Genomic DNA, 12903 nt, shown 5'->3' with positions numbered 1-12903 from the left:
ATTATGGGGAGGATGCTCGGGGAGAGCAGGACGTTGCCAATTATATCGAAGCGCGTTTGCGAAAGGCGGGTCTGCGGGTTACCCGGCAGCCGGTTGCCGAAGGCCGTGACAATATTATAGCGGAATTGCGGATAGGCAAGCCCGAATCCGCTTTATTGTTCGAGGCTCATATGGATACCGTGTCGATAGGAAGCATGGAGAATGCACTAATTCCGCACTATCGTGACGGTAGGCTGTACGGAAGAGGGGCATGCGACACGAAAGGCGCATTAGCAGGAATGATTCATATGATAGAGCGCTGCGCCCTGCATCCGGAGCTTCTGAATACGGACCTTGTTTTCTGCGCTTCGGTCGATGAGGAGCATGCTTTCCTGGGACTTACGTCTTTCATGTCGCTAGATATTCCGTTATCGGGCGCGGTAGTCGGTGAACCGACGGAGCTTGGCATCGTGGTGGAGCATAAGGGCTGTGCACGCTTCTCCGTACATACACACGGCAAAGCCGCTCATAGCTCGGTTCCTCACAAGGGCGACAACGCCATCTATGCAATGATGGACGTCGTTGGGCATGTGAGGAACCGAGTTGAGCCTGAGCTGAAGCATATCCGAAGCGAGTTATGCGGGCAGCCGACGATTGTAGTCAGCACAGTTAGCGGTGGCAGTCAGATTAATATCGTTCCGGAAAATTGCGAAATTCGCGTTGATCGGCGCATCGTTCCCGGAGAGACCCCCGAACAGGTATTGTCAGAGTTCGAGCACCAATTGAAGGAATCACTCTTTGATGCAACAATTTCCATTAAACCGCTGTTGCTAGACCCGGCGCTAAACACGCCGCATGATGCCGCGGTTGTCCAAGCGGCGCAGAGCGCAGCCATTTCGCTCAGCTTAAGCTCGGCGCTGTGCGGCGTATCGTACGGCAGTAATGCTAGCAAGCTGCAGGCATGGAAGGGAATTCCTTCTATTGTATACGGTCCGGGTTCAATCGATCAGGCGCACTCCGCCGAAGAATTTGTTCCCGTGGCGGAGGTTGTGCAGGCGGCCGAATTTTATTATCGATTGGCTTGCAGTTACAAAGGCAACTAAGAGGGGAGAGGTTGATTGTGAAGAAAGAAATCATACACACGGATAAAGCGCCGGAGCCAAGCGGTGCATATTCTCAGGCCGTTAAGCTGGGTGATATGGTATACGTGGCAGGTACCTGTCCGTTCGATCTCGCTACAAGAGAAGTATTGCACCCGGGCGATATGGAGCGGCAAACGCGTGTAGTACTCGAATATATGGAGGAAATCTTAAAAGCTGCGGGCACTTCACTTGAGCATGTCGTGAAAGTGACCTCGTTCATCGATGATCTGAATGATTTCAGAGCGTATGACAACGAGTACGGCAATTTTTTTAAAGTTGATCCACCTGTTCGCAGCACGGTCGAAATCGGTAAATTCCCTCCCGGCATGCGTGTGGAAATCGAATGCATTGCCTATATTCCCTCATGATACGGATCGATGAAGGGATATTTATGGTTGGCAGCGGAAAGTATGGAATCCAAATTAGCGATCCGATGGATTGCAACGTCTACGTGATGGATGGAGGGGGTGGGGAATACGCGATGATCGATGCCGGTGGAGGCTTGGAGCCGGAGCGTATCGCGGCAAATATTTCACGAATGGGAATCTCTCCAGAACAAATCCGTTATTTGCTTCTTACTCATGGACATGGAGACCACGCGGCTGGTGCGGCTTATTTTCACCGCGAATATGGGATGCAGGTTATTACCTCAAAGGAAGCCATGCCATGGATCGAACGAGGGGATCGGGATAAGGTAAGCATTACTGCGGCGATAAGAGCCGGCGTATATCCTGCGGATTACATTTTCCCGCCTTGCCCAGTAGCTAGTAGCGTACAGGATAACGATGATATCGTCATTGGAAACACCGTGCTGAAAGTAGTCGAGACGCCAGGTCATGCGCGGGGCCATATCGCTTTTTTGCTCGAGAGGGATGGAAGAAAGCTGTTGTTCAGCGGCGATTCCGTGTTCGCAGGAGGCAAAGTCGTTATTCAGAACGTTTGGGATTGCATTATACCTGAATACGCCGATACGGTGGCTAAGCTCCATAGACTCGGCATTGACAGCTTGTTTCCTGGGCATGGCAATTTTCTGTTAACAGAAGCCTGGAAGCATATAGATAAAGCGCATGATTGTTTCGAACGGTTGGATATACCGCCAAATTTATAGGGATGGTGATAACGGATGGGCAAAGTAAGAGTTGGGATACTTGGATTAGGCAGATGGGGCATGTGCCATCTGGAAGCGTATAGCTCGCTCGGACAAGCGGAAGTCGTCGCCATATGTGACAGCTCGCTTGAGAGGCTGGAGCATGCTGGGAAGGAATACGGCATCACAAACCTTTATTTAAATGCGGATGACCTCATTCAGCGCGACGATATCGATTTGATTAGTGTGGTGACCTTCGAAAGCCAGCATCTGGAGCCAACTGTGAAAGCGCTGCAATCAGGCAAACATGTCCTCGTGGAGAAGCCGGTTACGACCCGGCCGGACGAAGCAAAGGCGATGCAGGCTGCTGCTGCCCAAAACGGCCGTCTGCTGTTTCCCGGGCATTTGCTCCGGTTCGATCCCCGTTACGCCGCAATTAAGGAAGCCGTACAGTCGAACCAGGTAGGCACACCTGTCAGCATGTACATGAAACGTTCTCGAGAGCAGTATTTGTTCGAAACCTTTCAACGTACGCATACGGTATTCGAATTAATGATTCACGATATCGATTTGGCCATCTGGTATGCCGGATGCCGCGTCAAAAGTGTTAAAGCTTATGGGAAATCCGTTTCCGGCGCAGCTTCTCCGGAAGTACTATGGGCAAACCTCGAATTCGAGAACGGGGCTCTGGCCGTATTGCAGAGCAATTGGATGACACCGGATGAAGCGGGAGTCGAAATCGCGGATGCGATCGAAGTGATCGGACGCAGCGGGACGGCCCACTTCGAAACGAGCAATTCCGGCTTGCAAATATGGAATGGCCGGGGAAGATTGACGCCGGATATGAATATTCATGCAAAGCTGCACGGACAATCGGTAGGCTGCTTACGAGAGCAGCTCACCTATATTTGCCGCTGTATTACACGGGGAGAGGAACCGGYAGTTATTTCGTTCGACGATGCCGTTCATGGCGTTGAAGTTGCCGATGCGATTGCTGCTTCCTGTGCGACAGGACGAGAAATATCTCTTGGAGAGACGGTTACGAAATGAACTTGATGGGGTGCTCACGATGATTCTCGAACTGATAACGGATCCAGATAGAAATGCACTGACATTGCCGCATTTCCCTACAAGTATGCAGGCTGTGATTTGGCGTAATTGGGGTTTGGTTCCGGTGAGTCGACTCGCCGAGGTGCTCAGCGCCACCGAAACGCAAATTATTGAAGTCGCAACAGACCTTGGGCTTGACGAGTCGTCGGTGGAGAATGAAGCGAGATGGTTAGAAAGAGGATACATTACGATCATTCGTGCCAACTGGCATCTGCTTCCCTTCGAGCAACTTCTTCAACTGTTGGGATGGACGGAGGAGCGACTAGCCTTTACTTTGAAGGAGGACGACTTCCTATGGATCAAGCTGGGGAGTTTTAAGCCTTGGACGGTTCCGGTCCGATATCGGCCATTAAGTGCGGAAGAACGAGATCAAACGAGGCATATTCGAGTAACGATTGGTGCCCAATTTGACATGCCGGGAGCTGAGGTGTTCACACACGGTGAACGTCTCGAACAGCCGTTCGATTTCCTTAATCAATATCGGGAGCAAACCGTGCAGAGCCAAGTTCCAGTGAGGAAACCCGATTCGGGGGAGCTTAGGTTGGACATTCCCTGGACAATTGAAGCGCCGCAAGGATTCCCCCAACTTGATTCGTCGATAGAGCGCTTCGTATCGAAGCATGAACAGATTTGGGGAACAAAGTGGAACATCCAAAAGGGTCCAGGCCCATCCCTTGATGGGAATCAAAGTCCGGTCATGCGAATCGAAATCATTCCGGATTCATCACAGTCTCCAGAGAGCCATACGATTACAGTGGTAGCAGATGCGGTAACGATTAGGGCTTCAACCGAGACTGGGATTATACGGGGGCTGCAATGGCTTGCCTCGCAAATGCGGCAACGCAGCGTACCCTACATCATAACAGGTGATTACCAACGAACTTCGAAATTCGATTTGCGCTTTATTTACTCATATAGCGCCGTTTACGGGGATCCTTTGCTAGCACCTGAGCTGGATCCGTACCCGGACGAATTGTTGGAAAGACTCTCCGACGCAGGTATCAATGGGATTTGGCTGCAAAGTGTCCTGTACAGCCTAGTACCTTTGGAAGCGGCACCGGAATTGTCCATCGACTGGGAGAAGCGAATTGCCGGACTGCGCCTTCTCGTGGAGAGATCAGCGAAATTCGGAATCGGCGTTTACTTGTACTGCAATGAGCCACGGTCCATGCCGATTTCCTTTTTTGCCGACAAGCCGGATTGGCAGGGACATACGGAGGATGGACAGGCGATGATGTGCACATCCCATCCGGAAGTTCAGAAGCAATTGCGTGAAGCGATAGCCCGGCTGTTTCACGAGGTTCCTGATTTGGCCGGTTTATTTACTATTACGATGTCAGAAAATTGGACGCATTGTTATTCCCGAGCGGTCGGTGGCCGGACAAATTGTCCTCGTTGCAGTCAGCGAGCACCAAGCGAAGTGGTGGCGGAGGTGAACGCAATCATCGCAGAAGGCGCGTTCCGTGAACAACCGAGCGCGCGCATTCTCTGCTGGACGTGGGGATGGTCTTCCGATTGGGGATGGAGCGAGAGTGATATAGCATCCGCGATCGAAGGGCTCCCAGATAACGTTATCGTCATGTCCACTAGCGAGGAAGCGATTAAGACGAACATTGCCGGGGTACCTGGAAAGGTAAGCGATTATTCAATGTCCGTTGTTGGGCCGGGTGAGAAGTCGCTGCAAAGCTGGCGGATAGCTAGAGAGCGTGGGCTGCGGACGGCGGCAAAGGTGCAGTTCAATAGTACATGGGAATGCTCTGCGGTTCCGTTTCTGCCCGTTTTACAACTGATCGAGGAGCATTTGATTCGCTTGAATGAATCCGGCGTCAGCGGGCTGCTGCTGAGTTGGACACTGGGCGGATATCCTTCCATTAATTTGGAATTGGCTGCTGAATACTACTGGGATACGAATACTGGCATCAAATCTGGCATTCGTGAGCTTCTGCAAGGCAAATTTGGAAGCGCAGCGGGGCAATCCATTGCCGAAGCATCGGCTGCATTTAGCAAGGCGTTCCAGGACTTTCCGTTTGATATCAGCGTACTATATTTTGCACCGCAAAATTTTGGTCCGGCTAATCTGCTGCATCTGCAGCCAACCGGATATGAGGCCACGATGATCGGTTTTCCGTATGACGATCTAGACAGATGGAGAGGTATTTATCCTAAAGCCGTTCTTGCTAAACAGTTCAAGAAGTTAGCGGGAGGCTGGAAGAAAGGGCTTAGGCTGCTGGAGAAAGCGCGGAAGAAGCTGCTTCCTGGAGCTGAACGGGAGTTTGACGATTTGATGACGGCTGCTTCGGCCGCTCATGTACATTTTCATAGCACTTATTTGCAGATCGCTTTTGTTTTGACCCGCAATCGGTATCTTTCCGCGAGAAGTTCGACAGTCCGGCTTGAAGCAAGCCGTAAGTTGGTCAATATCGTAAGAGAGGAATCGGATAACGCCCGGAGACTATACGAGCTTGTCATCCGGGATTCCCGAATCGGGTTTGAAGCAAGCAATCATTATTATTATACGACTCAGGATTTGAAGGAGAAGGTGTTGAACTGCGGATTCATTCTTGAGCAGTTGCAGCAGGCGGAAACAACTGAAATCGTAACGATTAATCTGTAAATCATCATTCCCGAAAAGTTATATACGAAAAAGGGTTGAGCAGCTAACGATGCTGTCCAACCCTTTTTCCATTGTCGATATTATTAGCTATTAATAAGTCCACCAGTTTCCAGACATGACAAGGACTGCTTTAAACGTAATCTTTCTGATATAATGGAAGCTACGAATATAAAGGCGGTGGCAAAGAGTGATGGATCGTGTAGTGGAAGAACAATGCGATGATACTTGCTTAGGCACCGAGATCAATCTTAATGTCTTGAAGCAAGATAAGCTGCAAGAACAAATGGCTGACGATTTGGCTGAATTGTTTAAAGCTTTAGGTGATCCTACAAGAGTGAAAATGATACATGCTTTGCTGAATCATGAATTATGTGTTCATGATCTTTGTGTAGTATTAAACATGGCTCAGTCTGCAGTATCTCATCAGCTTCGATATTTACGTAATGTAAGAATGGTCAAGCGTCGTAAAGAAGGAAAGACCGTTTATTATTCCATTGATGATGATCATGTAAAAGAGATTTTTATTCAAACCTTAAAACATTTGGAGCACACCTAAGGAAGAAGAGTAACTGTATGTAAAATACGGATACTCTTTTTTTTATGACCTAAACAGGAATAATAAATAATAAAAATATATAAAAATAATCTGTTCTGATCTAAGTACAAAGAATACAAAATCATGTACAATGATTTTTAGTATGTTAGTGTCACAAATTTGGAGTATAAACTGCGTGTCGTATATTAAATTGTAATATAAACTTAAAATTTGTGCCGGAATGGCGCTATCGAGAGGTGCGTTTTATGAAGCGTTCGGTGTTTCTTCGTTTATTGCTTCAATTGGTTGTCGTAATCGTTATTAGTACCTGTTTAATCGGAGCATTACTTTATAAATACACGTCTGACTTATTAAAAGATGAAATTGTAAGCGCTAATAATGAGCTGCTGCTTCAAACTAGTAAAATCGTCGATCAATCGCTTAACGAGGTACAGCAAATTGCGACTACAATTAGCCTTAGCCCTGATGTTCTAAAGTCGGTTTGGATGCCTTGGAATTTGGATGAAGAGTACCGGTTTGTGAAAGCAACAGTGGACCTCTTTGACAACCGACTTGCATCGTCCAACTACATACACTCAATCTATTTATATAGCTCCAATAACCAGAAGCTAGTATCAAACTTCGGAATGACGGATTTCGCGGACTTTTCCAATAAGCAATTACTGGAGCAATTTATTCAAAGCAAGAGTACTGTTGCATGGGAAGCTGCTAAAATATCAACGCCGGATAGGGGGAGTGAGAACATCCTAACGCTTCTGGTCAGCGTACCTCTTCGTAACCAGAAGAAGATCGGAACACTGCTCATCAATTTAAAAGAGGATGTTCTCTACAATGCGGTGGTCAATACGAACAATCGAAAACTTGGAAACGTTGCCATTCTTAATAGTGACGGCGATGTGCTCTCATACAAGGATAAGAGCCTACTGCTGACACCATTTATTCGGGCTGATATAGCAAAGATTAAAGACCAGAACGAGGGATACTTTGTGCAAGAAATCGGTGGCCAGAAAATGTTTGTTTCTTTTCTGAAATCACCATTTAATAATTGGATTTACATTACAACGAACTCTTATAATGAGCTGTTTCAGCGTTCACATGAAGTCATCGTAATGACATTAATTATTTCGGGGATTGGGCTGGTTGTCGGATTATTGCTTATTATCATCATTTCCAGAAGGCATTATCGACCGGTCCGTAATATGGTGCAAGCTCTAACGGCTCATATGGAAAATCCTTTTCCCAAAAAAAATCAAGACGAATTCAGCTTTATAAGCGCGTCAATCGACCGGATGCAGCTCGAGAATGAAACCTTTAAGTCTAAATTCCAAGGGCAAGAGATCGTGCTTCGTGATCATTTGCTTCTGAATTTATTATCGGGAAAATTGTTCGATGATACTGAAACGGTTAATCAATTAAGTTATTATAATCTCGACCTGGATTCACATAACTTTTTGGTTATGAGTATGAGGGTTCATTTTATTGAACAAAAATTTCCTCCAATTGACGAACAACTTAGGCATCTGATCTATTTCCGGATCCGGACGATCTGTGAAGAGGTAATCGGTACGGATAGCAAAGTAGCTTATGTCAGCGGTTTTCATCAACATGACGTGCTTATTCTCAATACGCAAAATTGGGATACAAATACTTCGGTCATTGACAGCGCCAAGCAGCTTGCCTTCCTAATCAAGCATAAAATAGCGGAGGAGCTCGACAATGTCGCGGTTACCTTTGGCATTGGTGGACACTATGAGCATTTAACAGAAATTCATCTTTCTTATAACGAGTCTATGGAAGTTTTACTGCTCGAGAGGATCGCTGGGATCGGAAGTATTTTGTCCGTTTACGATCTAGATGTTAACCGTACAAATCGGAGTCTCTTTATTATTTGCCAGCAGCAAGTGGAAAAGCTGATCGGGGAGCTCAAGTCAGGACATACGGATAAAGCAATGGGAACCAAAAATCAGATCTTGAATCAAGTTCAGCATGACGGTCAATTTGACATCTATTTTAAGAATGTGATCTTGTTCCATTTATTAAATGCACTTGTGACGGTTCGGATGGAACTGGCTTCAGYGGAAGAAGAGCAGGACGAGAAGGAAAACAATTGGCATCATGAGTTCGCGAAGCTGCAAAATTTTGAACAGATCAGCACTTTATTCGACCGCCTTATAATGGGTATCGCTAGAAATATGGAAAGCCGCCGTAATCATAAAAATTCAGAAGTGATTATGAAGCTGGTCGATTATGTGCGTGAGCATTTTCGTGAGCCACTTAGCCTGCAGATGATTTCCGATATGGTATTTATGAACAGTCACTATGTATCCAAGCTATTCAAAAATACAACCGGAACGACATTTATCGATTTCTTAACGGATATTCGCTATCGAGAAGCCATTCGATTATTAAGTGAAACTGATCATACAATCAACGATATCGCTGAGACGACCGGGTTTGGCAACAAACAAAACTTGAACCGCACCTTTAAAAAAATGACTGGTCTTACGCCATCCGAATATCGCAGTCAGGAAGTTCAAAAACGTCTAGATCTATTAAATCCGAACAAATGATTACAATATGAACAATTGATACCTCTCCCAAACCCCATAATGACGCCATTGTTACCGATTGACGCTTGAAGGCTGAGATCGTTGACGCCTATGATGAAAGTGCTTTCACCACAGGCATGACACCATTGAAAACAGGAAGGGAGGAAGAACGATTGGAAGCACCAACATCATTGTTAAGGCCGAGGGTAAGTCGTAATATAGTTGGTTTGTTTAGGCGTATCATTCGATTTCGTTATCTATATCTGATGCTGCTGCCTGCAGTCGTATATTATGCAGTGTTTCATTATTACCCGATGTACGGGGCAACGATCGCCTTCAAACAATTCAGCATTATGAAGGGGATTAACGGAAGTCCATGGGTCGGATTTCAGCATTTCGAAACATTATTTAAGCTCGATAAATTTTGGCAGGTGTTTTGGAACACGATTGTCATCAGCTTCTACAGACTTATATTTGGTTTTCCGTTGCCGTTAATTGCAGCCATTCTATTAAATGAAGTGCGAAAGATCGTATTCAAGCGTTTTGTTCAAACCGTTATTTACTTGCCTCACTTTATTTCATGGGTCATCATGGGCGGTTTATTGATTAACTTATTGTCGATGGATAACGGGGTAGTGAATCAAGCCATTGTAGCACTTGGCGGAGAACCAATTGGATTTTTGACGGATGAATCCTACTTTCGGAGCACGCTTGTCGGTTCGATGATCTGGAAGGAGTTTGGTTGGAACACGATTATTTACATGGCTGCTCTAGCCGGAGTGAATCCACAGCTGTATGAAGCGGCATGGATGGACGGAGCCAATCGCTGGAAACGTATTTGGCATGTTACGCTTCCATGTATCCGAACAACCATTATTATCCTCTTGATTCTAAGAATCGGAAATATGATGGAAGCAGGCTTTGAACAAATTTTTGTGCTATACCACCCGGGAGTTTACCGGACTTCAGACATTATCGATACCTATGTTTATCGAATCGGTTTGGTCGATGGACGATTCAGTCTTGCTGCTACGGTAGGGTTGTTTAAATCCGCCATTAACTTCACTTTGCTGGTCTTCGCTAACCGTCTGGCTCGAAGGATGGGCGAGCAAGGTATCTTCTAAGAAACGCAGGAGGTAAGAGTGATGCATCATACCGATTTAGGTGGAAAACTATTCAACGCTTTTAATTATTTATTACTAACTTTGATCACTTTGGTCACGCTTTATCCATTCTGGGATTCACTTGTTGTCTCGGTCATGCCTCTTCAGGAAAGTCTTGCATCTAACTTACATCTGTTTCCGAAAACGGTTACATTCGAGGCGTATGACTATATTTTCAAAATGAAACAGCTTTGGCAATCCTACAGTGTCAGTATCTTCGTTACGGTGGTTGGAACCTTGATGAGTATGGTTGTAACAACTTTAGCTGCGTATGCGCTATCCAAAAGTTATCTCCCAGGCTCAAGGATCATGATGTTTCTAGTCGTTTTTACGATGATGTTCAGTGGCGGCATAATTCCTACTTATTTGGTTGTTAAGGATTTAGGCTTGATGAATACGGTTTGGGCCATGATGGTTCCACTCGTGATCCAGACTTACAATTTAATTATTATGCGCTCCTTCTTTAATTCCGTTCCAGAAAGCTTAGAGGAGTCCGCGCGTATTGATGGTTGCAACGATGTCGGCATTCTTATGCGTATCGTCATTCCTTTATCGATGCCGGCAATAGCTACGATTTCTCTATTTTACGCTGTAGCTAAATGGAATGAGTTTTTTACAGCTGTCATGTATGTGACCGATAAAGACATCTGGCCGCTGCAGTTGTTTCTTCGCGCTATGCTTCTTGATAATGAAGCCGTTTACCAGTCGGGGGGAGACAGCCCATTTTTGCTCGGGCCAGCCATCAAGATGGCAGCGATTATGATTTCTACTATTCCAGTTATGATGATTTACCCCTTCTTCCAACGTTTTTTCGTGCAAGGGGCTACGCTTGGAGCTGTCAAAGAATAATGTTTGCCTAAAAATAAGGGAGGTCTATTTATGTTGATACAAAAAAAATGGTTTACACTTTTACTGTGCATTGTAATTGCAGCGACTACTATGGTCGGATGCTCGAGTAACAAAAAAAATGAGCCTGCTGGAGGGAATTCTAGTGAAAAGGATAGTGCGCCTGTTAAGGTGGTCTATCTAACGCCTGGTGATTCCGCAGCTAAGCCGATTGTAGCAGGGGACAGAATTATTGCTGAAATTAATAAAAGGCTAGGGATCGAACTAGAGGTCAAGCTTGTTCCAGAAGGTGGATTTGAGAAAATTAACGTTGCTATGGCGACGGGAGATTTTCCTGATGTAGTTACCGCACAATTTCCTTCTCCTTCATTAAGTCAATGGATCGAGGAAGGCTTGCTTGTACCTTTGAATGATTACTTGCCAAACATGCCAACGGTAAAAGAAAAGCTGGAAAACAGCTTGTCATGGACTGCTGTTGATGGTAAATTTTACGGGTATCCGTTCATTGAAGAAAAATCGAATATGGGAATGGCCTTCCGTGCTGACTGGCTAGAAACGCTCGGAATAGAGCCTCCAAAAACGCTGGAGGAATTCCATGCGGCGCTTAAAGCGATAGTGACGCAGGATCCTGATAAAAACGGAAAAGCGGATACACAAGGTTTGTCTGCTTCCAAAAGTGCAGGCTTTAATGGCTCATTTAACTTTGTCTTTTATGCATACGGCTTGCCTCATGGCGATTGGGTACTAGATGATGCGGGCAAAGTTGCACCTGCATTTGAACATCCTGCGTTTAAGCAAGGCTTACAATATTTACGTTTACTATGGGAAGAAAAGCTTATCGATACGGAGTTCCTGATCAATGATAACCAACAGCGGGAAAATAAGTTTTTCCAGGGCCGAATCGGCTTTATGCCTACACCGCTTTTCCGTCACGTGAATCGTCTGGAGACTAGTCTGCAGCAAGTAAATCCGAATGGAAAGCTTGGGTTCTCGAATCCACCAGTTGGGCCTGAAGGCAAACACGGCTTATCAGCTTCTAATAAAGGTGGAATGTTTACAGCGGTTACGAAAGAAGCGAAGGATCCGGCAAAAGCAGCTCAATTTATTGAGTTTATGCTCTCACCGGAAGGACGCGAGCTTTTGGAGCTGGGTATTGAAGGCATTCATTACACAAAAGATGGCGATAAAATCACTTATAACGAAGTTGAGCGGGAGAAAGATGGTTTCGCAGCTAACGGCTGGTCGCATGCACTAGCATGGGGGAACGTCGTTTGGCCGCTGACTAGAAACTTCTTACCGAGTACAGAGGCTCAGGTTGATCGTGCCAAGGAATCGGTTGAGATTGGAACAGCAAATATGGTACCAAATCTTGTGAATGCAACGACTGCCGAAGAGATTGAATTGGGTGGAGTATTCAGCGGCGGAGTATTAGGAGAATTAACGAATCAGTATTACCTTGAAATGATTTCAGGTAAGAGAGACATCGATTCCGGTTTAGCAGAGCTCTCCAAGAAATGGCGCGATCAAGGTGGAACTAAAGTGTTGGAGGCTGTTAACAAAGCCTACGAGGCTCAAGCGAAATAAAGGGTGAACGAGGTTTGAGGCTGTCCCAAAAGCAGGGTATTCTGCAAGGGGGGCAGCCTCTTGCGATAATAAGCCCAACCATATGAATAGGCCAAACATCATTTTATCGGAAAAGAGGTTGGAGCTCATGGTTACCAAGCAACCAAACATCATTCTGATTACAACAGATCAGCAGCGCTATGACAGTATTCGTGCGAATGGCAGCTCGTTTATGAATACACCGCAAATGGATCGTCTTGCGAAGGAAGGTGTTTCGTTTCGCAGAGCCTACTG

General features: G+C 45.9%; 11 protein-coding genes. All 11 read left to right on the top strand.

What is annotated here, in order from left to right; genetic code table 11:
* A partial coding sequence (locus AC1DWN_RS16800; protein ID WP_477560051.1) for a M20/M25/M40 family metallo-hydrolase occupies positions 1 to 1082 on the top strand: 1082 nt, incomplete at its 5' end.
* A 17-nt stretch (positions 1083 to 1099) separates the two neighbouring features.
* Positions 1100 to 1489 carry a RidA family protein gene (locus AC1DWN_RS16795; RefSeq protein WP_477560050.1) on the top strand — a complete coding sequence of 130 codons (390 nt, stop codon included), beginning with the start codon at positions 1100 to 1102 and terminating at the stop codon, positions 1487 to 1489.
* A gap of 23 nt (positions 1490 to 1512) precedes the next feature.
* The gene (locus tag AC1DWN_RS16790) at positions 1513 to 2229 is read left to right on the top strand and encodes an MBL fold metallo-hydrolase (RefSeq protein WP_477560049.1); all 717 of its coding nucleotides are present in this window, start codon (positions 1513 to 1515) and stop codon (positions 2227 to 2229) included.
* A 15-nt stretch (positions 2230 to 2244) separates the two neighbouring features.
* Positions 2245 to 3258: a Gfo/Idh/MocA family protein gene (locus AC1DWN_RS16785; protein WP_477560048.1), complete on the top strand. Its 1014-nt coding sequence runs from the start codon at positions 2245 to 2247 to the stop codon at positions 3256 to 3258.
* A complete protein-coding gene (locus tag AC1DWN_RS16780) occupies positions 3176 to 5932 on the top strand; it encodes a hypothetical protein (protein ID WP_477560047.1) in 2757 nt (918 codons plus the stop codon). Before AC1DWN_RS16785 ends, AC1DWN_RS16780 begins: the two co-directional genes overlap by 83 nt.
* Positions 5933 to 6122: 190 nt before the next feature.
* Complete coding sequence (locus AC1DWN_RS16775; protein ID WP_477560052.1) at positions 6123 to 6488, top strand: ArsR/SmtB family transcription factor; 366 nt, start codon at positions 6123 to 6125, stop codon at positions 6486 to 6488.
* Positions 6489 to 6733: 245 nt separating this feature from the next.
* A complete protein-coding gene (locus tag AC1DWN_RS16770) occupies positions 6734 to 9058 on the top strand; it encodes a helix-turn-helix domain-containing protein (protein WP_477560046.1) in 2325 nt (774 codons plus the stop codon).
* Between the two features lie 152 nt (positions 9059 to 9210).
* A complete protein-coding gene (locus AC1DWN_RS16765; protein WP_477560045.1) occupies positions 9211 to 10161 on the top strand; it encodes an ABC transporter permease in 951 nt (316 codons plus the stop codon).
* A 21-nt stretch (positions 10162 to 10182) separates the two neighbouring features.
* A complete protein-coding gene (locus AC1DWN_RS16760; RefSeq protein WP_477560044.1) occupies positions 10183 to 11049 on the top strand; it encodes a carbohydrate ABC transporter permease in 867 nt (288 codons plus the stop codon).
* Between the two features lie 30 nt (positions 11050 to 11079).
* Complete coding sequence (locus AC1DWN_RS16755) at positions 11080 to 12630, top strand: extracellular solute-binding protein (RefSeq protein WP_477560043.1); 1551 nt, start codon at positions 11080 to 11082, stop codon at positions 12628 to 12630.
* Positions 12631 to 12712: 82 nt separating this feature from the next.
* The coding region (locus tag AC1DWN_RS16750; protein ID WP_477560042.1) for a sulfatase-like hydrolase/transferase at positions 12713 to 12903 on the top strand (191 nt) is incomplete at its 3' end.

The organism is Paenibacillus sp. P4_A7, from assembly GCF_056402455.1.
This window is presented reverse-complemented; position numbering and strand designations above follow the sequence as displayed.

Coding starts and splice junctions, on each gene's coding strand:
- AC1DWN_RS16780 (WP_477560047.1), top strand. CDS start 3,176: ATGGCGTTGAAGTTGCCGATGCGATTGCTGCTTCCTGTGCGACAGGAC.
- AC1DWN_RS16775 (WP_477560052.1), top strand. CDS start 6,123: ATGGATCGTGTAGTGGAAGAACAATGCGATGATACTTGCTTAGGCACC.
- AC1DWN_RS16760 (WP_477560044.1), top strand. CDS start 10,183: ATGCATCATACCGATTTAGGTGGAAAACTATTCAACGCTTTTAATTAT.
- AC1DWN_RS16755 (WP_477560043.1), top strand. CDS start 11,080: ATGTTGATACAAAAAAAATGGTTTACACTTTTACTGTGCATTGTAATT.
- AC1DWN_RS16790 (WP_477560049.1), top strand. CDS start 1,513: ATGGTTGGCAGCGGAAAGTATGGAATCCAAATTAGCGATCCGATGGAT.